Here is a 22,194-nt window from a genome sequence, read left to right on the forward strand (position 1 = left end):
TGGCCATTTAGTGGCACACACGCAACCCCCGAGAGAGAAGCATGTCATACGAACTCACCGGCAAAATTAAGCTGATTCAGGAAACGCAGACCTTCAATAGCGGTTTTAGCAAGCGGGAAATGGTGGTTACCGTCGAAGACGGCAACTACCCGCAGGATATCAGCCTGGAATTCCTGAAAGAAAAGATCAGCCTACTGGACAGCCTTAGTGTTGGGCAGAGCGTCACCGTGAGCTTCGACATTCGCGGGCGCGAGTACAACGGGCGCTACTTCAATAATTTGGTCGGCTGGAAAATCCAGTCAGACGCCAGTGCCGCTGACAGTGAACTCTACCCACCGGCAGACAACACGCCATATGACCAATCCTTTAGCAACGCGGATGACGACATTCCGTTTTGATTCAGTGAGCCGCCAGCCTTGCATACATTACCCGAGGACTATAGGGGTGCGGCAGTTATAGATGGATGGCGGCTAGGGTCAATGACTCTGGCTTTATTGATCTCAAAACAACACGGTACAAACTGTCCGACCGGCACGTATTTTTGCGGGTGTTTATTTGGCATGCATAATGGCGTTTCTTGAATCTGAAATTACTCGGTCATATCGCTCGATAAATACAAGCATCTTGTCGGGGGTTTCTTGGAATGTCTTAACCCAACGAGATAATGCCTTCGCTATTTCATCTATTAAATCTTTAAAGTTGAAGTATTGAGTGTCTAGGTCCGCGATCGGAATGTATGTAGTGGCATAGTGAATTTGGCCACCTGATTAGAGGTGATAGCATCACCTCATTCGACTACAGGTGCCCCCATGACCAGACCATCACGCCCAACCTTCAGCCCCGAGTTTCGGCTCGAATCCGCACAACTCGTCGTTGACCAGGGTTATTCAGTGAAAGACGCTGCCGAAGCCATGAACGTGGGTAAGTCCACGATGGATAAATGGGTTCGTCAACTCAAGCAAGAGCGCTCTGGCGGCAGCTACGATGCCTCTCCAATGACATTGGAACAGCGCCGTATTCGAGAACTCGAGCGGCAAGTTAAGCGCCTTGAAACAGAGAAAGACATTCTAAAAAAGGGTATGGCTCTCTTGATGTCAGACGAGTTGAAAAATATTCGATAATTCAGCGGCTTCAAGAGAGCTACCCTGTAAAGCTACTGTGCCAAACATTCGATATTCAGCGTAGCAGTTACAAGTATTGGCGCAGTCGACCAAAAGGCGATGCTCCCTATCGTCGCAAGCTCAAATTAATGGTGCGCAGCGCACACCTGCTAAGTGGTGGCTCGGCAGGCGCTAGGACGGTTGCATCGATTGTCAGCCAACGAGGCGAAAAGCTAACACGATATGTGGCGAGTGGCTTGATGAAGGAGTTGGGGCTGGTGAGCAATCAGCTACCCAAACACGCCTATAAAAGGGCTGATAAGCTGCATGTGGCCATTCCGAATACACTGGATCGGCAGTTCATTGTGGGTAAACCCAACCAGGTTTGGTGCGGTGATATTACCTACATCTGGACAGGACAACGGTGGGCCTATCTGGCGGTAGTGCTGGATCTATACGCTCGGAAACCGGTTGGCTGGGCGCTGTCGCTAAAGGCTGATAGCGAGCTAACCAGCAAGGCGTTGCTGATGGCTTATGAATCAAGAGGAAGGCCTAATGGCTTGTTGTTCCATTCAGATCAGGGCGTTCAATACACCAGTCTGCGCTTCCGGCAAAATCTGTGGCGCTACCAGATTAAGCAGAGCATGAGCCGACGGGGTAACTGCTGGGATAACGCGCCCATGGAGCGGTTCTTCCGCAGCCTGAAAACTGAGTGGGTTCCGGAAACGGGATACCGCTCATTTGCTGAAGCGAAACAGTCGATCACGGATTATGTGATTGGCTACTACAGCGGAATCAGGCCGCATCGACACAACGATGACCTGCCGCCAAATGTGGCAGAAAGTATGTACTGGAAAACTTACAAACCCGTGGCCAGTTTTACTTGACCACTACAGTATCCACTTCTAGCGATGCAAAAGCTAATTCTCTTTTCTTTTCCAGATAGAACCTTTCTGGAATCCAAGTTGGACATATGGAGAATGGAATTCCGAAGCTCCCACAACTGCTGCTCTGTAATCCCAAGTTCTTCAATTGATGCATACTTTTGTAGCCATTGGACGAAACCTCCAACAATATCACCGAGTTCGAGATATGCGACCGTATCGATGAATGAGACAAGAAGCTTCATACACGATACATAGTGCTTTGCGTTAAAAAGAAGCTTTATGGCATTAAAATAATCGTCGTTTAGCAATCGGGGCATATCAAAGCCAGCTGGCGTGATGTAAGACTCCAGATAATCTGCCATTTTACCTTTGCCGAGTTTTGGGTGATCTTCGAATGAGCTGACATAGAATGGCTCATGCCCGTGTATGACATCTATTTGCGCTTCACCATTTACAATTGGAGTAATGCAGCAAAGTGGGCTTTCAGAAGCATTATGGCGAGAGAAGAATTCCTCGAAGATTTCCATGCTTCGCCCAGCCCTCACTAGCGCCATGTAGGAAGAGTACTTAAATATGCTGTCGGAAGTCCCAATTGCACACGACCGTACGTTGGCAATATCTGCTATCAAGCAGTCGCTAGACACGGAATTTCTAAGGAATTCCATTTTTTCTTCATCAGAGCCATCCATTTCATGCGCTGCCACACCGAGCTGACTAATTTTTTCACCATCAGTGTAGAGAAAGCAGTTAAAAATTTTCTCCCTCATATAGACCCTCGAAGATTCCCGTTGTAAAGCACCCGCAGGATGCATATTGCCGTCACTTATTAACCTTTATATGGGAAATTTCCCTGTCCATGCATGCATTGAATGAGGGACCTTCTCTACGCTTATGCCACGTAGCGCGAAAATTTCTTCTAGCACCCCTTCGCTGGCAGATAGTATATTTTGGGCGAACTCTTGAGTGAGGGAGTCGTAACTTGTTGAATCAGCAAGGCCAAATGCTTTATGACCGGGCAAGTCAATGGACTCATGTGAACTTTTAAAATGCATGAGTTCATTTCGTGTGAACAATGACCGATTTGGTTGCATTGGTTTCGAACCAATTACTCACCTTTTTCTCCTTGTTCTCCATGACACTTAACGTCAGCGCGACGTGCGTCCGGAGGTTCCCGGCTCCCTAAGGGTGCGAATTGACACGCCTTGTTATGGCTTGACGCTGTCTATAATTTAAAATTTTTCCATGTTCTGTTACCAGCCGTTTTGCACGTGAGTCTTGGAATAACCAGAAAATTTCGAAGACAAATATGGGGGATGCTAAGATTAGCACTAGAATGATGGACTGATTAGCTATTTCACGTAATGTCTCTGAAACCAGCAAAGCCGCGAGATAAAAAAAGCACATCAACAGAAAGGCAACAAATTGAGCATTAGCTTTTCCAATTGCGTATGTAACTTCCAAAGGGTTTACTCTTTGCTTTCTAACCTGATTAATGTTTATCAATCTTCGCGATCGGCTATAGCCTCTGACGACACTTGGCAACATTGAGCCTAGTTTGTAGATTATTGCGGCAATCAAACTAAATAGTATTCCTGCCACCCAATTTCCGGGGTCTGACAATTTATCGATTATCGAATTCATGACTTTCCTTTATGAACTAGTCATTACAGACTGCTTATGAGTTCAGTTCGGCCTCATAATAAATATTATCGGGGGGCCATCTATCACGCTTTGGATTCCGCCCGGCGAAGGCCTATCCCATTGTAGGGTAAAGACTATTTCTAAAATAAATCGCCTCAAAACCCATTAACAGGGTCATTTTTTGTGCAGTTAAGCCTGTTAAGTAGGTCGTACCGTTTCTACAGGGGGAGTGGCAAGAAAGTAGCTGGAATTGCACACCTATCCTTGGGTAGTAGGGCAGTACATCCTTAACTGCGTTATGCGTTTACCATAAATTCGTAGCGCGAATCCCGCAAGTATTATCCACTCAGCCAGACGTTGGCAGGGGTTAATATTCCCCTCAGCACTGCCGAGCACGGCGCGGCCAGTACGGGAATTGCGCGAGGACTGTCTGAGCCGTCAGGCGAGTTCCGCAGCGCCCGTGCTGGTCGCGCCGCGCGCAGGGTATCGGCGGCGATCGCCGACGACAGTGATGCGGGGCGCACTTTTACTCGGCATTACATGCCTCGCCCTTCGGGTCGCCGACAAGCGGCGCTCAATGCAGAAAACGCATTGTTGTTGCCTACTTATTTTTTTGCGCAAATAATAAGTAGGTCGCCCAGCAAGGGCGAAACCCAGGCTCGGTGAAAGCAGCAAGGATGGGGCAGATATATGTATCGCCCCTCGGCTCGCCGACGAGTGGGCGCAATGCCAGCTCTGGCTGGATGAGGTAAGTCGTGGGCGTATTTAAGGTGTTTTGGGGGTAATAAAAAAGGCCCTCAGATGAGGGCCTTGGGGTGTTTACTGTGTTGGCCTTACCAGCTCAACGCCCCACCTGTTTGATACTCAATCACGCGCGTTTCAAAGAAGTTTTTCTCTTTGCGCAGGTCCATGATTTCGCTCATCCACGGGAAGGGGTTTTGTGCATTGGGGAACTGCTCTTTCAGGCCAAGCTGCGACAGGCGGCGGTTGGCGATGAATTGCAGGTATTCTTCCATCATGGCTGAGTTCATGCCGAGTACGCCGCGGGGCATGGAGTCTTTGGCGTATTCGATTTCCAGCTGCATGCCTTCCACGATCATTTGGGTGACTTCTTCCTGGAATTGCTCGCTCCACAGGTGTGGGTTTTCCAGTTTGATCTGGTTGATCATGTCGATGCCGAAGTTCAGGTGCATGGACTCGTCGCGCAGGATGTACTGGAACTGTTCGGCAACGCCGGTCATTTTGTTGCGGCGGCCCATAGACAGAATCTGGGTGAAGCCGCAGTAGAAGAAGATGCCTTCGGTAACGGCGTAGAAACCAATCAGGTTACGCAGCAGTTCCTGGTCGTCTTCCGGGGTGCCGGTTTTGAAGTTGGGGTCGCCCAGTGCCTGGGTGTGCTTGAGGCTCCAGGCCGCTTTCTTGGCGATGGAGGGCAGTTCGCGGTACATGTTGAAGACTTCGCCTTCGTCCATGCCCAGTGACTCTACACAGTATTGGTAGGCGTGGGTGTGGATGGCTTCTTCAAAAGCCTGGCGCAGCAGGTATTGGCGGCACTCAGGGTTGGTGATGTGGCGGTAAACGGCCAGTACCAGATTGTTGGCAACCAGTGAGTCGGCGGTAGAGAAGTAGCCCAGCGAGCGCATAACAATGCGGCGCTCGTCGTCGGTCAGGCCTTCTGGGTTTTTCCAGCAGGCGATGTCGGCGGTCATGTTAACTTCTTGCGGCATCCAGTGGTTGGCGCAGCCGTCCAGATATTTCTGCCATGCCCAGTCGTATTTGAAGGGCACCAGTTGGTTGAGGTCCAGGTGGCAGTTGATAATGCGCTTGTCTTCAACGCGCAGGCGGGCAGCGCCCATTTCCAGGTCTTCCAGGCCGGCGGCAACGTCGAGGTTGTCGAGTGAGGCGCTGGCTTTTTCCATAACGGCTTGTGCACTGGCGGCCGGTGCAGCGGGCTGCTCGGGAGCCGCTTGGCTGGCTACGGCAGGCTTGGGCGCTTCAGGTGCCGGAGCCTGTGGGGCGGCCTGTTGTGGTGCTTCTTTGGTTTGAGGTTTTGCCGCTTCTTGTGCGTCGTCTTTATCGAAATCGTCCCAGCTAAGCATTAGTGAGTTACCTCGGTATTAAGTGTGTGTTCGTTCGCTGCTATTTGGGTGGGGCGCGGTGACGCCCCGGGTGCAGCTAGTTCTATTACTGACAAGCTTCGCAATCTGGATCATCCAGCGAGCAGGCTTGTGGTACGGGCGCGGCCTGTGGCGCCGATGGTGCGGCGGCGCTTGCCGATACCTTGTTCATGGAGCCTTGGTTTACCGTGGATTTCTCGGTAGAGCTGGCTGCCAATGCACGGAGGTAGTAGGTGGTTTTGAGGCCACGGAACCACGCCATGCGGTAGGTAATGTCGAGCTTTTTGCCCGATGCACCGGCTATGTACAGGTTGAGTGACTGGGCCTGGTCCAGCCATTTCTGGCGGCGGCTTGCCGAGTCCACCAACCAGCGTGGCTCAACCTCAAAGGCGGTGGCGTACATGGCCTTCAGGTCGTCGGGTACGCGGTCGATCTTCTGCAGTGAGCCCTCGTAGTACTTGAGGTCGTTAACCATAACGGCATCCCACAGGCCGCGCGCTTTCAGGTCTTTAACCAGGTGCGGGTTCACCACGGTGAATTCGCCTGACAGGTTCGATTTCACGTAGAGGTTCTGATAGGTCGGCTCGATCGATTGCGACACACCGGTGATGTTAGCAATGGTGGCAGTTGGGGCAATGGCCATCACATTAGAGTTACGCATGCCTTGTTGCTTAACGACTTCGCGCAGGCTGTCCCAGTCCAGAGTCTGGCTGTGGTCGACTTCGATGTAGTCGCTGCCGCGCTCTTCCACCAACAGCTTCAGTGAGTCGATGGGCAGAATGCCGCGGCTCCACAGCGAGCCTTCGTAGCTCTGGTAGCTGCCACGCTCAACGGCCAGGTCGCTAGAGGCTTTAATAGCGTAGTAGCTGATCGCTTCCATAGAGCGGTCGGCGAATTCCACTGCCGCGTCTGATGAGTAGGCAATGTGCTGTTTGTACAGCGCGTCCTGGAAGCCCATCAAACCCAGGCCCACAGGGCGGTGCTTCAGGTTTGAGTTTTCGGCCTGCGGCACGCTGTAGTAGTTGATGTCGATAACGTTATCGAGCATGCGCACAGCGGTTTTGATGGTTTTTTCCAGCTTGGCCAGGTTCAGCTCGCCGTCGATGATGTGCTGGGCAAGGTTGACCGAGCCAAGGTTGCATACGGCAATTTCGTCTTTGTTGGTGTTGAGTGTGATCTCGGTACACAGGTTAGACGAGTGCACCACACCGGCGTGTTGCTGCGGGCTGCGCAGGTTGCAGGGGTCTTTGAAGGTGATCCAGGGGTGGCCTGTTTCAAACAACATAGACAGGATCTTGCGCCACAGGTCAGCCGCTTTAACACGCTTGTAGAGCTTGAGCTCGCCGGTGCGGGTCATTTCTTCGTACTGTTCGAAGCGCTCCTCGAAGGCCTTGCCGTAGAGGTCGTGCAGATCGGGCACATTGTTCGGTGAGAACAGTGTCCATTCGCCGTCTTCGAATACGCGCTTCATGAACAGGTCGGGAATCCAGTTGGCGGTGTTCATGTCGTGGGTACGGCGGCGATCGTCACCGGTGTTTTTGCGCAGCTCGAGGAATTCCTCGATATCCATGTGCCAGGTTTCCAGGTAGGCGCAGACGGCGCCTTTGCGCTTGCCGCCCTGGTTAACCGCAACGGCGGTGTCGTTGACCACTTTCAGGAAGGGGACAACGCCCTGTGACTTGCCGTTGGTGCCTTTAATGTAAGCGCCCAGGCCGCGTACCGGCGTCCAGTCGTTACCCAGGCCGCCGGCGAATTTAGACAGCATGGCGTTGTCTTGAATAGCGCCGTAAATGCCGTGCAGGTCGTCGGGTACGGTGGTCAGGTAGCAGCTGGAGAGCTGGGGACGCAGTGTGCCGGCGTTAAACAGCGTGGGGGTGGAGCTCATGTAGTCGAAGGAGCTCAGCAGGTCATAGAATTCGATCGCGCGCGCGGTTTTATTCTCTTCACGCATGGCCAGGCCCATGGCAACGCGCATGAAGAAAATTTGTGGCAGCTCGATACGCACTTCATTGCTGTGAATAAAGTAGCGGTCGTAGAGGGTTTGCAAACCGAGGTATTGGAACTGGTGGTCGCGCTCGGGCTTGATGGCCGCGCCCAGAGCGGCCATGTCGTAGTCGCGCAGCTCGGGCGACAGCAGCTCCAGCTCGACACCTTTTTCAATGTAAACCGGCAGTGCCTTGGGGTAGTAAACGGCCATGTCGTGCTGGGTCGCGCTTTCGGCCACACCGAGGAAGCTCAGCGCTTCGGCGCGGAGTTTGTCCAGCAACAGGCGGGCAGTAACCAGGCTGTAGTTGTGCTCTTTTTCCACCATGGCGCGGGCGGCGATGACCAGCGAGGTGTTGATCTCTTTCTCGGACACGCCGTCAAACAGGCTCTTTAGCGCTTCGTCGAGCACGGCATTGGCAGAGACATCTTCCAGGCCTTCACAGGCCTCGTTCACAATAAATTCCAAGCGACCCAGGTCCAGCGGTACTTCGCTGCCGTCAGCGCGTTTAACACGAATGCTGGGGTGGGTTTTCTCGGCCACTTCCGGGCTGTGCTGGGCGCGCTCTTCGGCGCGGGCCGCGCGGTACAGTACGTAGGCGCGAGCAATTTTGTGCTCGCCGCTGCGCATCAGGGCCAGCTCGACCTGATCTTGAATCTCTTCAATGTGGATGGTTCCACCCGTGGGCATGCGGCGCTTGAAGGTGGCGGAAACCTGATCCGTCAGCTTGGCTACGGTTTCATGAATACGGGTCGAGGCCGCGGCATTGCCACCCTCTACAGCCAGAAACGCTTTGGTGATGGCGACACTGATTTTGTCATCGGTGTAGCTCACCACTGACCCATTGCGTTTGATAACGCGGATTTGCCCGGGTGCGGTGGCACTGAGCTCGTCTTGCTTAGGGGCGGTAGGAGGAACCGGCGCGTTGCTGGTGCTGCTATCTTGGGTGGTCTGCATGGTATTTAGGGCCCTTGCTATGCTGATCGCGTGTTGTTGGTGTTAATGCCGCAAAAAAACGGATGTTTGCGGGGCGCTGCTTGGCTTATTTACCCGTATTCGGGCGAGGTTTTTTTTGTCTACAGCTTGATCTCAGGCGTTATTCAATGCTAGGTGAATGTTGACGCCGCCACCCATATATGGGGTTTTTTGAAAATCGGGATACAAGATAATGCGGTTTTCGGGTGGGTGCAAGCACCATATGATGTGAATGAGCTGTGGATAAAGTGTGGGTAAGCAGGGGGTGAAATTTGCCTTGCTCGCAAGTGCCCGCGGGGCGGGCTTTAGCGCCGAGTGGCGACTAAAATTGCCGCGACCACTGTCGCTAGACGGAATGTTTATAACAAAAAATTTTTTATGCAGCGCCGCTATGAGGCCGGGGGGCGTGCTCAAAATTTGCACCTTCCTGGGCGAAGGCGATGAGGTGTTCCAGCTCGGTGCTGATCTGTACCGTTTCGCCGAGTTGGAAGTCGCGGTGGCTGGGTAGCAGGGCTTCTACCACGCTGCCGGTGGGCAGGCGCAGGGTGTAGACCGTGGCGCTGCCTGAAAAGACTTTACGCTCTACCGTTGCCCGTAAGCCGCCGAAGTCACTCAACACGATATCGTCGGGGCGCAGCAGCACATCCACCGGTGTGCCGGTAGGCCAGGGGTAGGCACGGTTGCCAATGAGCGCGCCGAGCTCGGTATTCACCGTGTTGGACTCGGTGCCGATCAGCCCGGGCAGGAAGCAGCCTTCACCGATAAAGTCGGCAACGATGCGGTTGGTCGGCTCGTGATAGAGATTAAAGGGCGTATCCCACTGCTGCAGATGACCGCCGTGCAGCAGACCGACCTGATCGCTAAAGGCGAAGGCTTCGTGTTGGTCGTGGGTGACCAGAATAGCGCTAATGCCAAGCTCTTTTAAAATGTCCCGGACTTCCAGGCTGAGCTTCTTGCGCAGTTCGGCGTCGAGGTTGGAAAAGGGCTCATCCATCAACAACAGCTGAGGGTTGGGGGCCAGCGCGCGGGCCAGTGCAATGCGCTGTTGCTGGCCACCGGATAACTCGTGTGGGTAGCGTTTTTCCACGCCGTCCAGGCGAACGAGGGAAAGCAGTCGGCGGACGCGCTGCTGTTGCTCTTTATGCGGCAGTTTTTTTAAGCCAAAACGAATGTTGTCGATAACATTCAAATGGGGGAACAGGGCGTAGTCCTGAAATACCATGCCGATGTGGCGCTGCTCGGGTGGTAGCTGCATGCCGGGTTGGCTGAGGGTTTGCTCGTTGAGCAGGATCTGCCCTTTGTGAAGCGGCTGGAAGCCGGCAATCGCGCGCAGGATAGTGGTTTTGCCACAGCCGCTAGGCCCTAGCAGACTGCATATATCACCGTTGTGGACGTGAAAGCTGACGCCATTGACGACGGGGGTGGTGTCGTAGCGGCAGTGAATGTCCTGAATTTTTAGCAAGACTGCTCCTTCGCTTGCTATGCGGCGGGCCGATACGCCTCGCCGCAAGCAACAATCTACTGGGTGAGCAAAAATTCCATCAGTGCTTTCTGGGCGTGCAGGCGGTTTTCTGCCTCGTCCCAGATCACGGTATCGGGGCTGTCCATCAGCTCGGCGCTAATTTCCTCACCGCGCTTGGCGGGGAGGCAGTGCATATACAGCGCGTCAGGGTTGGCATGGGACATCAGTTCGGCATTGATCTGGTATCCCGCCAGTTTGCGACGGCGCTCGGCCTTTTCTTCTTCCTGGCCCATGGATGCCCAGACATCGGTAACCAGCAGGTCGGAGCCTTTTGCCGCTTCGGCGGGGTCGCGAATAATTTCCACGCGGTCGCCAGCGGCCTCGACCAGGTCCGCGCGCGGGTCAAAGCCCTCGGGACAGGCGATCTTCAGTTTGAAGTCGAACTGGATTGCGGCATTGATATAGGACTGGCACATATTGTTGCCATCGCCAACCCAGGTGACTTGTTTGCCTTTAATGCTGCCGCGATGCTCGACAAAGGTTTGAATGTCGGCGAGGAGCTGGCAGGGGTGGTAGTCATCAGTCAGGGCATTGATGACCGGCACTGACGAGTACTCGGCAAATTTTTCAATAATGCTGTGTTCGAAGGTGCGGATCATCACGATGTCGCACATTGACGAGATCACGCGTGCGCTGTCTTCAGTCGGCTCGCCGCGTCCCAATTGCGTATCGCGCGGTGACAGGAAGATGGCGTGGCCGCCAAATTGGGCAATGCCCGCCTCGAAAGAAATGCGCGTGCGGGTAGACGCTTTTTCAAAGATCATGCCCAGCACGTAGTTGGGAAATTGAACGCCCTGGCGGCGCTCGCGGTGCTCGGCTTTCAGCTCAATTGCCCGCGCAATGACGTGGTCGAGTTCCGCGGGGCTGAGGTCGTTAAGGGTTAAAAAGTGTCTCAAGGCCATAAGTGGCTACCTTTGCTGCATCGATTGCTGCCTTACGCGGCATCGGACTGGGCGGGCCACTGAAGGATCAGTGGACAGAGGATGTCGAGCAGCGCGTCGACTTCCTGCCGGCTAATAATAAGAGGGGGAAGCAGGCGCACGACCCGTTCCGCAGTAACGTTAATCAATATGCCCTGGTCGAGCGCTTGTTTAACAAGGCCTGCGCAGGGGCTGTTTAATTCAACGCCCACCATCAGGCCGCGGCCGCGCACCTCTACAACGTGCTCGGCATCGGCTAAACGCTCGCGCAGACCAGCCTGTAAGTAGTCGCCGATGTCGCTGACGTGGTTGCGCATTTCCTCGGTATTGAGGGTCTCTACGACCACTTGTCCCGCCGCGCAGGCCAGTGGGTTGCCGCCGAAGGTAGAGCCGTGGTTGCCGGGGTGAAACAGCGACGCGGCTTTACCGTGTGCCAGACAGGCGCCAATAGGCAGGCCGTTGCCCAGGCCTTTGGCCGTAACCAGAACATCGGGCAGTACGCCGTCGTGTTGGTAGGCGAAATATTTGCCGGTCCGGCCATTGCCTGTTTGTACTTCGTCGAGCATTAACAACCAGTTGTTGCGGTCGCATAGCTCGCGCAGTTGTTTCAGGAAGCCTTCCGGTAATACGTGCAGGCCGCCTTCACCCTGGATCGGCTCCAGTAACACGGCGGCTACGCTGTCATTGTTGTTGGCAATGCTTTCCAGGGCCGCAATATCGCCGAAGGGCGCGCGGATAAAGCCGCGCACCAGCGGCTCGAAGCCCGCCTGAATTTTGCGGTTGCCGGAGGCGGTAAGCGTGGCCAGAGTCCGGCCGTGGAAGGCCTGCTCCATCACCACAACATGGGGGATGTCGATACCGCGCTGGTGGCCGTGCATACGCGCCAGTTTAATGGCCGCTTCGTTGGCTTCTGCCCCGGAGTTGGCAAAAAATACGTTGTCCATGCCGCTGGCATCGCGCAGAGATTCGGCCAGCTGCTGTTGGCGCTGCACATTGTACAAGTTGGAGGTGTGCAGCAGCTTGCCCGCTTGTTCGGTAATGGCTTGTGTAACGCCGGGGTGGGCATGGCCGAGTGCATTGACACCAATGCCGCTAATGCCATCGATATAGCCCTTGCCCTGCTCGTCGAACAGGCGAACACCTTCACCGCGCACAAAGCTAACAGGCAGGCGGCCGTAAGTATTCATCAGTGCGGGCAATGTCATTGCAGCGTATCTCCTCTAGCGGGGTATTTGAGCGAACCCCAAAACGCAAAAGGGCAGCGCCTGCTGCCCGAGAATTAAGGGAGTAATCATATAAGGAAGCTTTTGTAAATTCCATAGCCCGCGGTAATTTGTCAATGGCGCTGGGCGATTGGTCAGCCGTGGTTTTGGGCGAAGCGGGTGCGGCTTGGATGGGGGGAAATTTATTGTTAATGTTTTACCTGAAAACATGGGGGCCGTAAAAGTGCAATACGGCAATCTCCGAGATGTTTGCTATAAGTAGATTGACTCAAAATGCTGCGCCAGTGTTTTTGGTGCCAATAATAATTGTAGTCGGGGAGACTTCTACAGATGACACACAAGCGTATGTTCAAACGATCAAAGCTTGCCCTTGCCATGTTGGCGTTGCCAGTGGCCGTTTCGGCCCAGGACAACGGCAATGTTCTGGAAGAGGTGCTGGTAACCGCGCGGAAGCAGTCGGAAACCTTGCAGGATGTGCCGTTTTCTATTGCGGCGATGACAGAGGGAAAATTAAAACAGAGTGGGGCGACGGATCTTGAGTCGATGGCGACAAACGTGGCCGGTATTTCGATCCAAAACCTGGGGCCGGGTCAGAGCCAGGTCTCGATCCGCGGTATCTCTGCTGGGCAAATTGTTCGCGACCAGCCCGGCGTTAAAGAGCAGGTTGGGGTCTACTTTGACGAGTCAGTGATCTCGATGTCGCTGTTCACGCCCGACTTGGATTTTTACGACATCAATCGTGTGGAAGTGCTGCGCGGGCCGCAGGGCACGCTGTTCGGCTCCGGCTCGCTGTCGGGCACGGTGCGTTATATCAGCAATGCGCCCAACAGCGACGAGCTGAGCGGCTCTGTACAAGTGGGCGGTGAAACCGTCGATGAAGGCAGTGAAGGCGGCAATATTAAGGGGCATATCAATATTCCGCTTAGCGACACCTTGGCGCTCCGCGCCGTGGGTTACGCTCAGCAATACGCCGGTTACATCGATGCCTTGCAGCCCGACGGAAGCACGAACGACGATGTTAACGAAGGCACCCGCAGTGGTGGTCGCATCGCGTTGCGCTTTCAGCCATCTGACAGCGTGGTTATCACGCCACGGGTTATTTTCCAGAGCATCGACATGGACGGCTTCAATCGCGAAGACGACTACAACATGTTGGCCAACCCCTACACCACCAGCCGCCCGCCCGTTCGCCTGGGCGACTACGAGCAGTTTACTCAGCTTGAAGAGAGTTTTGAGGACGACTTCTTGCTGGTTGATCTGACCGCCACCATTGATCTGACTGAAGATATGACGCTGACGTCGGTGTCCTCGTATACCGATCGCGATGTGTTGGTGCTGCGCGATGCCACGGCCCTGAACGGTAGTATCACTGGCGGCTCCTTCGGTGAAAGCGAGGCGGTTTATACCCTCGATGCACCGCTGTATGACGAAACCGAAGCTGAGGTGCTGACCCAGGAGCTGCGCTTGAGTGGCCTGAATGGCCCCGTGCAATGGGTGGCGGGTATCTTCTATAGCGATATCGAGCGTCGCTATGGCCAGTCTCTGCAAGTGGCCGGTTACGACGCCAGCGCGCGCACCACGGCGCCCGATTCCACCGACCCCGGCGAGACCCTGGGCGCGAATGCGGTTGATGAACTGTTCTACTCAGACATTCCCTACGAGCTGGAGCAGTACGCGGTGTTCGGCGAGGTGTCTTATGACCTGAACGACAAAACCATGATCGTGGTTGGCGCCCGTTTCTTCGACTACGAGGAAAAGCGTACGCTGAACTTTGATGGTATCTACAACGCCAGCGTGCTCGGACAGAAGAGCGATGTGTCGTCGGACGGTGTGTCGCCGAGGGTGATGCTGCGCTACGACATGAATGACGATGTGATGCTCAATGCGCAGGTGTCGAAGGGCTTCCGTTTGGGGGGTATTAACGACCCGCTGAATGAACCGTTGTGTTCACCTGCCGATAAAGCCACATTTGGCGGTCGCGATGACTTTGAAGATGAAACACTGACGAACTATGAAGTGGGCAGTAAAATGCGCCTGTTCGGCGGTGCGGGTACCTTTAACGTTTCGGCATTCTACAGCGACATTAAAGATCTGCAGGCAACCGTAAACGCGGGTACCTGTTCCTCTCGGATCGTTTACAACGTGCCTGAGGCCCACAGCACCGGGGTGGAAGTTGAGTTCTTCGTGCGCCCGATGAGCAATTTCGAGTTTGGTCTGTCGGCCAGCTACGTGCGCGCCGAGATCGATTCGGATGTTACCTCTACCGACAACGCCAATGTGACGAGCATTGTTGGCGGCATTCGCGAAGGTAATGAGTTGCCAACGGCGCCGGGCTTTGAGCTTGCCGCGACGGCTACCTATTACTTCCCGGTATTCGAAACCTGGGAAGGCTACTTCAATACCACCTATCAAAACGTCGGTTCGCGCTACACCCAGCTTGCGGATCAGGAAAATGGTGGGCGCGGTGTTGCCAGCCTGTACTCCAATGTGGGTGGCCCTTTGACCCAGCCGACCTACGAGTATGATCGCGAGCAGGGTGGCTATCAGATCGTGAACTTGCGCCTGGGTGCGAGAAACGATCAATGGGATGCCGCATTGTTTGTGCGCAATGCAACCAATGAACGTGCTGAGCTGTCCTTGGATACCGAGCGCGGCGGCAATGCCCGCGTTGGTCACCACGTCAACCAGCCACGTACCATTGGCTTTAGCGCGCGTTATAACTTCTAGGTCGTCATGGACTGACACATAATCGACTTAACGGCCCTTCGGGGCCGTTTTTGTTTCAGGTGCGTTTGGCGAATGTTGGTGGCTTTGGGGATAATAGTGTTTTGCTAGCCCTAACAGGATGATGGTATGACTCACACCGCCCAGCTCGACCCAGTGAAACTTGGGCTCTTCGTAAGTCGCCTGGAAGCGGTATGCGAGGAAATGGGGGCGGTACTGCAGCGGGCGGCTTTTTCACCCAATATTAAAGACCGGCTCGACTTTTCCTGTGCCATCTTTGATGCCGGTGGCGCGCTGTGCGCACAAGCGGCGCATATTCCCGTTCACCTCGGCAGTATGGCCTATGCGATGGCCGATATTGTCGGCGCCTGTGACTGGTCAGAAGGCGATATGTTGGTGCTGAATGACCCGTTTCTTGGCGGCACCCACCTACCCGATGTCACGGTCATTGCGCCGTATTTTTTGCACGGCGAGTTGCTGGCGTTTGTTGTGAACCGCGCCCACCACGCGGATATTGGCGGCTCAACGCCGGGCTCGATGCCCCTGTCAAAAAGCCTGGATGAAGAGGGCGTTGTGATCCCGCCCACGCTATTGCAGCGAGATGGTGTTGTTCAGCGACACCTGCTGGACGAATGGTTTGGTGAGGGTGAGCACGGCGACTTTGTCGCCCAACTTAGCGCGAACCGCTGTGGCCTGACGCGCTTAGCCGAGGTTGTTGAGGCGTTGCCGCTGCCGTTTCCTGCGGCCGTTACCCAGTTACAGGCGTATGCCGAGCAGTTGGCGACCTCCCGCTTAAGCGAATTACCGGCTGGGGAGTACCGTTTTCAAGACCTTATGGACGATGATGGCTTTGGTCAGAAAAACCTGACGATTGAGGTGTTGTTGTCCCTGGGGGACGGCCGGGCGACGGTGGACTTCACCGGCACCGCTGAACAAGTGCCGGGCAATATTAACTGTCCGCGGTCTGTGGCTGCGGCGGCGGTGTATTACGCGTTTCGATGTCTGATGCCCAATGAGGCGCCGGTATGCGCGGGCTTGTTCCGTCCCATTAGTCTTCGTGTTCCCGAAGGTTGCCTGCTGAATGCACGGCGGCCGGCGGCCGTGGCGGCGGGCAATGTGGAAACCTCTATGCGCGCGTGCGACGCAGTATTGGGCGCGCTCGCGCAGGCGCTGCCGGAGCGTATTCCCGCCGCGGCGCACGGCAGCATGAACAATGTGGCTATGGGCTCGTTAGAGGGCGAGCCTTGGCACTACTATGAAACCCTGGCGGGGGGGAGCGGCGGTCATGCCGAGGGCGCTGGACTGAGTGGTGTGCAGTGCCATATGACCAATACGCTGAACACTCCGGTGGAGAGCCTGGAAATGCACTACCCGCTGCGCATTCGCCAATACAGCGTGCGCCGCGGCAGCGGTGGCGGCGGGCGGCATTGCGGAGGCGACGGCCTGGTGCGCGAGTTTGAATTCCTGGCGACCGCTCGCTTTACCTTGCTTACCGAGCGCCGCTATGTCGCGCCCTGGGGCTTGCATGGGGGTGACGCGGGTCGCTGCGGGGAAAACAGCCTGAATGGCGAGCGCTTACCGGCAAAAGTAAGTGCGCTGGCAAAGCCCGGTGACCGCTTGCGCATTGCCACGCCTGGCGGGGGTGGCTGGGGGCAGGCATGACTTTTCGCGCCGGGAATTGTTAGAATAGCGCTCTGAAATGGTCCGGGCTTTTACTCATCGGTTTGCCGGACGCCGATACGGCAGGTACTCAATGGATACGATCGACGCAATTAAACAGCAAATCGAAAATAACCCCATCATTATCTATATGAAGGGGTCACCCAATCAGCCTCAGTGTGGCTTCTCTGCACGCGCCTCTCAGGCACTGATGGGTTGTGGCGAGCGATTCGCCTTTGTGGATATTTTGTCTAACCCCGATATTCGTGCAAAACTGCCCGAGTATGCTAACTGGCCGACTTTCCCCCAGCTGTGGGTTAAGGGCGAGCTGATTGGCGGCTGCGACATTATTTGCGAAATGTATGAGAGCGGCGAGCTGCAAACCCTGCTGAAAGAAACCTCGGCTGGCGAGGCCGCGGAAGGTTAACGCCTTTTGGCTTGCAAGTACGCCTCTTGAAAACCCGGCCCTAGCGCCGGGTTTTTTGTGCCCAGACATCGGGGATAACGGGGAGAGGAACGGCGTTTATGAAATTGGTAATGAGAATGCTTTTTATTTGAGTTATTGCTTGCTATTATCCACCTCGAATTAGAACCTGCTAGGCCCACAAAGAGGGGCGGGCAGCATTGCCTATCGAGATTGGAGATACACCGAAATGAAAAAAACGGCGCTAGCAATAGCAATAACGACCGTGCCGATGATGGCAGTTGGTGAGGTTATTGATACTAGGGGCTCCATTAATGATCAAAGTGAGGCTCGCGAAAATCTTAAAATAGAGCACGTCTCTATTATCGGTGAGCGCGTCGAAAAAGTAGCGGGCTCGGCATATGTGGTGGATGAGCTAGAGCTAGAAAAGTTTGAGTACTCAGATATACACCGCATGGTGAAACAGGTTCCAGGTGTCTATTTCCAGGAAGAAGATGGTTACGGTCTGCGCGCCAACATCGGTATTCGCGGCTCAGGTAGCGGTCGCAGTGGAAAAGTCACCCTCATGGAAGACGGTGTTTTGATCGCTCCCGCTCCCTATGCGGCTCCCGAAGCCTATTACTTCCCTACCAGTGGCAGAATGTCGGCTATTGAGGTGCTCAAGGGCCCTGAACTGCTCAGGTACGGTCCTTTCACTGTAGGAGGGGCGATCAATCTAATTTCAACACCGATTCCTGAAGAGGCTGAAGGCTTTGTTAACGTTGAAATTGGCGAAAACAGTGCACAGAAGTCCCACGTCCATTACGGGGCAACGCAAGGTCAGTGGGGCTTCCTCCTTGAAAGCTATCAAGAAGAAACGCTCGGTTTCAAAGACATCGATCGTTCCAATCGCGACACTGGCTACGATAAAGAAGATTATGTTGCCAAACTTCGTTGGCGCAGTGCTGAAGGGGCCGAGCACCCGCAGCAGCTCGACCTAAAGCTGAACTATACGGAAGAGCAGTCGAACGCGACATATTTAGGGGTGACCGACCAACAGTTTAAACGAGACCCTTTCCGTCGCTATGGACTCACCGAGCAGGATCAAATGAATACCCGTCAATCGGGTATATCTATTAACTACAACATTGCGTTGAGCGAGTCTGTCGCATTCAACAGTATTGTATACCGCAACAATTTTGAGCGAAGCTGGTTCAAATTAGATCGCGTCGGGGGTGACAGCATATCGGCGCTGATAAGCAAGGCAAATGCGGGTGATGCTGCAGCCATTGGCATTTTAGAAGGTAGCCTGGACGTCGCGGATGTGCGCGTAAAAGACAATGCACGGGAGTACTTTGGGCGGGGTGTTCAGATCGAGCTGACCGGTCAATCTGAGGCAATGGGTGTTAGCCATGACTGGGTACTGGGTATTCGTCGTCATGAGGACGAAGTCGACCGCTTCCAACCGACGACGGTCTTCAATCAGGTCAATGGTAGCTTGCAGTTTGACTCCATTATTCAGCCTAGCTCTAGCAATAACCGAGTAGGGGAGGCGGAAACTCTTTCTCTCTGGTTTGTTGATCGCATTACAATCGGTGATTTTGATGTGACAGCGTCAATTAGACGTGAGGATATCGACACCAAACAAACGCGTTACGGGGATCTCCAGCGCACAACGGTTGCTAGCCGACGCGACAATTCTGTCGATGAGATAATGGCGGGCTTGGGTGTTACCTATAGCTTGTCTGACAACTGGCAGATTTTGGCGGGTGTTCACGAAGGCTTTGCCCCTCCAGGAGGTGGTGCAAGCCGAGGCACTGGCGCAGAGGAAAGTGTGAACTACGAGTTTGGCGCTCGCTACCGCGCAGACCGCTTTTCTGCAGACGTGATTGCATTTTTCAGCGACTATGAAAATACCGTTAATAATTGCTCGGTTGCTAACCCATGTAGCAATGGCGCGAATTCAGGGACCGAGAGCTTTGGTGAGTCAGAAATTCAAGGCTTAGAGGTCAGTTTGCGCAGTGTGCTTGCGGAGGTGCGAGGCATTCAGGTGCCTCTTACAATGGCATATACCTACACTGATGCAGAAGTTACCCAGGATTCTGATACAGGCAGTGTTCTGAAGGGGGACAACCTTCCTTACCTCCCTGAAAATGTATTGAACATTAGCGTGGGCGTCGAGGCCGAGGATGGCAAGAAGGCTTACTTATCAGCTAGCTACGTTGATGAGATGTGTGTCGATAATCAATGTAATCGGAATGTCGATCAGCGATATCGCAGCACTGAGGACTATGTAACCGTTGATTTGGCTGCCAGTATGCCTATCGCTCAGGGTGTTGAGGTTTACACTCGAGTCGACAACTTGCTCGACGAGCAAGCCATTGTTGCGCGCAGTCCAGCTGGCGCTAGAGTCAATCTACCGCGCACCGCTTATGCGGGTATTCGTGTAAACTTCTGATCGCTCAAAGAGTGTGGATAAGTGTGCCGCGACAAGGGGAACTTTGTCGCGGCATTTTTATTTGTGCTTTGAATTTGGGGTAGCCGGATTTATCTGCGATGTTGCGTTGTCTTCATCGCGGGAGTTTGTAGGTTCGCGTCAGAAAAATCTTGGCTTTAAATACAAAGCGGATAGGCGCTTCAGTCAATGGTTTGCAATAGCCGTGGTGCTAGTCTGATGGCCTTGTTCTGGAGACAGTATTATGAATTCTGTATTGAAAATGTGGCGTAAATTGTCAGCGTATCCCGGTGGCAAATTGGCTTTCTCTAAGGCGATATGCCTGAAAGCGCCTTACTTCTCTACGATCTCTCCGCGTTTTGAAGAGCTGGGCGTTGGCTATGGCGTTGTGCGTATTCGTGAGCGTCGCTCTATTCACAATCACATTGGCACGGTTCATGCGATCGCGCTTTGTAACCTGGCCGAAGTCGTTGGCGGCATCACCGCTGAAGTCTCTATGCCCAATGGTATGCGTTGGATCCCCGCCGGAATGACGGTACGTTATTTAAAGCCTGCGAAAGGGGTGCTGCGCGGCTACGCGAGTATGCGCGAGATAGAGGTGGGTGAAAAAGGTGAAGTACCTGTGCAGGTCGAGGTAAAAGAAGAAGATGGTACGGTCGTCTTCACCGCTGAGATCGGCATGCATGTGTCGCCGGTGAAGCCGAAGAGTTAACGCGCAAAAAAAAAGCCCACTCCAATAAGGAACGGGCCATTCTTTCTTTGCGGTGTGACTTGGCGGCTTATGAGTCGCCAAGGCCGCCCATAACGGATTGCTGGTAGTTTTGGATGCCCACTTTCTCGATAAGGCCCAGTTGCGTTTCCAGCCAGTCGATATGCTCTTCCTCAGACTCCAGGATTTCCTCAAGCAGCTCTCGGCTGCCGAAGTCTCCAACTGATTCGCAGTATTTAATACCTTCTTTCAGGTCTGGTACGGCTTTCAGCTCCAGGCTGAGGTCGCACTCGAGCATTTCCTTGGTGTTTTCGCCGATCATCAGCTTGCCAAGGTCTTGCAGGTTGGGGATGCCTTCCAAAAATAAAATACGCTTGATCAGCTTGTCAGCGTGTTTCATTTCGTCGATGGATTCATGGTATTCGTGCTCGCCGAGCTCTTTCAGGCCCCAGTCCTCGTACATGCGCGCATGCAGAAAATACTGGTTGATGGCGACCAGTTCGTTGCCAAGTGCCTTATTGAGATGGGCGATAACCTGAGCGTCACCTTTCATTGCTGTGTCCTTAATTAACGTGGCGTATGAATAGCCAATAGTGTGGACGCGCTATGGGGGTGAGTCAAGCTAAGTTGTTGATTTTAAATGGTATCTTAGAAGGGTAAAGCCAATCGTTCTCAATTGCTTTTCGGCTTAGGCGACGGCGTAACAGAGGGATTCGTCATAGTTGCTGAGATGGGCGTCAAAAACGCTGCGAGCCAGGGAACCGCACTTTCCGCACTGGCTGGCGAGGTCAAGTTCACGGCGTAATTCACGGAAGCTGCTGGTGCCATTGTCCATCGCTTCTCGAATTTGTGTATCGGTAATGCCTTTGCAGAGACAAACGTACATGTTGCTGGAACCTGTGTGGTGTCGTTGTGTTCAGGATTCTAAAGTTAATGAAAATGAGAATGCTTGTCAATTGTCTTTTTGGTATTTTTAGTCGGTATTGCCATAGTTGCAGGCTATGGGGGCGATTAGAATTTTCAATGGGATTGGTTTGTGACGGCGTGTATGATTGCCGGTCTACTCCTTTTTAAGAGTGCGTGATTGCACTGTCTAATGAAAACAACCGGAGGTAAACATCATGGGTGTACTCGTAGGTAAACCAGCTCCTGACTTCACATGTGCGGCAGTACTTGGCAACGGCGAGATCGTTGATGAGTTCACGCTTAGCGAAGCGGCTAAAGGCAAATACGCGGTTCTGTTCTTCTACCCGCTGGATTTCACCTTTGTCTGCCCTTCAGAGCTGATCGCTCTGGATCACCGTATGGACAAATTCCGCGAGCTGGGTGTTGAGGTGATCAGTGTATCGATCGACTCTCAATTCACTCACAACGCTTGGCGCAACACTGCCATCAAAGATGGCGGCATCGGTCCTGTAACCTACACCATGGCTGCTGACGTGCGTCACGACATTTGCCGTGCATATGACGTTGAAGCTGAAGGTGGCGTGGCATTCCGCGGCGCGTTCCTGATCGACAAAGAAGGCATGGTTCGCTCTCAGCTGGTTAACGATCTTCCTCTCGGCCGTAACGTCGATGAGCTGGTGCGTTTGGTTGAGGCACTGCAATTCCACGAAGAGCACGGCGAAGTTTGCCCTGCTGGCTGGAATAAAGGCGACAAAGGTATGGACGCATCACCGACTGGTGTAGCGGCTTACCTGTCAGAGAACTCTGACAAGCTGTAATACAGCGACTTTGCGGCGCGAGCCGCAAGTTCCGATAAAAAGCCCGATGACCGCAAGGTGATCGGGCTTTTTTGTGGGTGACTGTCCTGGTGACGAGGGTGTAAGCGCGTGTACAGGACGCCCGCGCTAAATGCTGTTGTGGCGACGGAGT

The 22,194-nt window shown here is 54.0% G+C and carries 16 protein-coding genes; 8 read left to right on the top strand and 8 right to left on the bottom strand.

The window, feature by feature from the left end; all coding sequences use genetic code 11:
* The first annotated feature begins 41 nt into the window (after nucleotides 1-41).
* Together HNR64_RS03635 and HNR64_RS03640 are read left to right on the top strand one after the other, a co-directional pair.
* A complete protein-coding gene (locus HNR64_RS03635) occupies nucleotides 42-398 on the top strand; it encodes a DUF3127 domain-containing protein (RefSeq protein ID WP_204995189.1) in 357 nt (118 codons plus the stop codon).
* 411 nt (nucleotides 399-809) lie between these two features.
* Nucleotides 810-1,987 (top strand): IS3 family transposase gene (locus HNR64_RS03640; protein ID WP_420853744.1). Its coding sequence is split into 2 segments (ribosomal slippage): nucleotides 810-1,077 and nucleotides 1,077-1,987, totalling 1,179 coding nucleotides; the frame shifts between segments, so codons are not numbered across the junction.
* Here the strand turns inward: HNR64_RS03640 and HNR64_RS03645 are convergent.
* From HNR64_RS03645 to HNR64_RS03670, 6 genes are all read right to left on the bottom strand, one after another.
* On the bottom strand, nucleotides 1,960-2,754 hold the full coding sequence (locus HNR64_RS03645; RefSeq protein ID WP_204995191.1) for a hypothetical protein: 795 nt from the start codon (nucleotides 2,752-2,754) through the stop codon (nucleotides 1,960-1,962). The two genes, HNR64_RS03640 and HNR64_RS03645, sit on opposite strands and share 28 nt — an antisense overlap.
* Nucleotides 2,755-4,461: 1,707 nt before the next feature.
* Entirely contained in the window at nucleotides 4,462-5,727 is a 1,266-nt protein-coding gene (locus tag HNR64_RS03650) for a ribonucleotide-diphosphate reductase subunit beta (RefSeq protein WP_204995192.1), read from the bottom strand.
* 85 nt (nucleotides 5,728-5,812) lie between these two features.
* Nucleotides 5,813-8,686 (bottom strand): ribonucleoside-diphosphate reductase subunit alpha, encoded by a 2,874-nt coding sequence (locus HNR64_RS03655; protein ID WP_204995193.1) that lies wholly within the window; start codon nucleotides 8,684-8,686, stop codon nucleotides 5,813-5,815.
* Between the two features lie 394 nt (nucleotides 8,687-9,080).
* Nucleotides 9,081-10,166: an ABC transporter ATP-binding protein gene (locus tag HNR64_RS03660; RefSeq protein ID WP_204995194.1), complete on the bottom strand. Its 1,086-nt coding sequence runs from the start codon at nucleotides 10,164-10,166 to the stop codon at nucleotides 9,081-9,083.
* A gap of 56 nt (nucleotides 10,167-10,222) precedes the next feature.
* Nucleotides 10,223-11,128: an ornithine carbamoyltransferase gene (argF, locus tag HNR64_RS03665; RefSeq protein ID WP_204995195.1), complete on the bottom strand. Its 906-nt coding sequence runs from the start codon at nucleotides 11,126-11,128 to the stop codon at nucleotides 10,223-10,225.
* A gap of 32 nt (nucleotides 11,129-11,160) precedes the next feature.
* The gene (locus HNR64_RS03670; protein ID WP_204995196.1) at nucleotides 11,161-12,351 is read right to left on the bottom strand and encodes an acetylornithine transaminase; all 1,191 of its coding nucleotides are present in this window, start codon (nucleotides 12,349-12,351) and stop codon (nucleotides 11,161-11,163) included.
* Between the two features lie 348 nt (nucleotides 12,352-12,699).
* Between HNR64_RS03670 and HNR64_RS03675 the strand changes: the two genes are divergently transcribed.
* From HNR64_RS03675 to HNR64_RS03695, 5 genes are all read left to right on the top strand, one after another.
* Complete coding sequence (locus HNR64_RS03675) at nucleotides 12,700-15,096, top strand: TonB-dependent receptor (RefSeq protein ID WP_204995197.1); 2,397 nt, start codon at nucleotides 12,700-12,702, stop codon at nucleotides 15,094-15,096.
* A gap of 126 nt (nucleotides 15,097-15,222) precedes the next feature.
* Nucleotides 15,223-16,755: a hydantoinase B/oxoprolinase family protein gene (locus tag HNR64_RS03680; protein ID WP_204995198.1), complete on the top strand. Its 1,533-nt coding sequence runs from the start codon at nucleotides 15,223-15,225 to the stop codon at nucleotides 16,753-16,755.
* A gap of 91 nt (nucleotides 16,756-16,846) precedes the next feature.
* Nucleotides 16,847-17,179 (top strand): Grx4 family monothiol glutaredoxin, encoded by a 333-nt coding sequence (gene grxD / locus HNR64_RS03685; protein ID WP_204995199.1) that lies wholly within the window; start codon nucleotides 16,847-16,849, stop codon nucleotides 17,177-17,179.
* A gap of 226 nt (nucleotides 17,180-17,405) precedes the next feature.
* Entirely contained in the window at nucleotides 17,406-19,613 is a 2,208-nt protein-coding gene (locus tag HNR64_RS03690; protein ID WP_204995200.1) for a TonB-dependent receptor family protein, read from the top strand.
* A gap of 241 nt (nucleotides 19,614-19,854) precedes the next feature.
* Nucleotides 19,855-20,322 (top strand): hotdog fold domain-containing protein, encoded by a 468-nt coding sequence (locus tag HNR64_RS03695; RefSeq protein WP_204995201.1) that lies wholly within the window; start codon nucleotides 19,855-19,857, stop codon nucleotides 20,320-20,322.
* Between the two features lie 67 nt (nucleotides 20,323-20,389).
* Here the strand turns inward: HNR64_RS03695 and bfr are convergent, their stop codons facing one another.
* A complete protein-coding gene (gene bfr / locus HNR64_RS03700; protein WP_027874451.1) occupies nucleotides 20,390-20,872 on the bottom strand; it encodes a bacterioferritin in 483 nt (160 codons plus the stop codon).
* A gap of 135 nt (nucleotides 20,873-21,007) precedes the next feature.
* Complete coding sequence (locus HNR64_RS03705) at nucleotides 21,008-21,205, bottom strand: bacterioferritin-associated ferredoxin (protein ID WP_027874452.1); 198 nt, start codon at nucleotides 21,203-21,205, stop codon at nucleotides 21,008-21,010.
* A gap of 235 nt (nucleotides 21,206-21,440) precedes the next feature.
* Between HNR64_RS03705 and HNR64_RS03710 the strand changes: the two genes are divergently transcribed.
* Nucleotides 21,441-22,043, top strand: coding sequence for a peroxiredoxin (locus HNR64_RS03710; protein ID WP_027874453.1), 603 nt, complete (start codon nucleotides 21,441-21,443; stop codon nucleotides 22,041-22,043).
* Nucleotides 22,044-22,194: the final 151 nt, after the last annotated feature.

The sequence above is a fragment of the Spongiibacter marinus genome, assembly GCF_016906995.1.
Lineage (GTDB): Bacteria > Pseudomonadota > Gammaproteobacteria > Pseudomonadales > Spongiibacteraceae > Spongiibacter > Spongiibacter marinus.

Bases quoted from the DNA above. Each gene is read 5' to 3' on its own strand.
- HNR64_RS03635 (WP_204995189.1), top strand. From the start codon at position 42: ATGTCATACGAACTCACCGGCAAAATTAAGCTGATTCAGGAAACGCAG.
- HNR64_RS03645 (WP_204995191.1), bottom strand. From the start codon at position 2,754: ATGAGGGAGAAAATTTTTAACTGCTTTCTCTACACTGATGGTGAAAAA.
- HNR64_RS03650 (WP_204995192.1), bottom strand. From the start codon at position 5,727: ATGCTTAGCTGGGACGATTTCGATAAAGACGACGCACAAGAAGCGGCA.
- HNR64_RS03655 (WP_204995193.1), bottom strand. From the start codon at position 8,686: ATGCAGACCACCCAAGATAGCAGCACCAGCAACGCGCCGGTTCCTCCT.
- argF (WP_204995195.1), bottom strand. From the start codon at position 11,128: ATGGCCTTGAGACACTTTTTAACCCTTAACGACCTCAGCCCCGCGGAA.
- HNR64_RS03670 (WP_204995196.1), bottom strand. From the start codon at position 12,351: ATGACATTGCCCGCACTGATGAATACTTACGGCCGCCTGCCTGTTAGC.
- HNR64_RS03675 (WP_204995197.1), top strand. From the start codon at position 12,700: ATGACACACAAGCGTATGTTCAAACGATCAAAGCTTGCCCTTGCCATG.
- HNR64_RS03680 (WP_204995198.1), top strand. From the start codon at position 15,223: ATGACTCACACCGCCCAGCTCGACCCAGTGAAACTTGGGCTCTTCGTA.
- grxD (WP_204995199.1), top strand. From the start codon at position 16,847: ATGGATACGATCGACGCAATTAAACAGCAAATCGAAAATAACCCCATC.
- HNR64_RS03690 (WP_204995200.1), top strand. From the start codon at position 17,406: ATGAAAAAAACGGCGCTAGCAATAGCAATAACGACCGTGCCGATGATG.
- HNR64_RS03695 (WP_204995201.1), top strand. From the start codon at position 19,855: ATGAATTCTGTATTGAAAATGTGGCGTAAATTGTCAGCGTATCCCGGT.
- bfr (WP_027874451.1), bottom strand. From the start codon at position 20,872: ATGAAAGGTGACGCTCAGGTTATCGCCCATCTCAATAAGGCACTTGGC.
- HNR64_RS03705 (WP_027874452.1), bottom strand. From the start codon at position 21,205: ATGTACGTTTGTCTCTGCAAAGGCATTACCGATACACAAATTCGAGAA.
- HNR64_RS03710 (WP_027874453.1), top strand. From the start codon at position 21,441: ATGGGTGTACTCGTAGGTAAACCAGCTCCTGACTTCACATGTGCGGCA.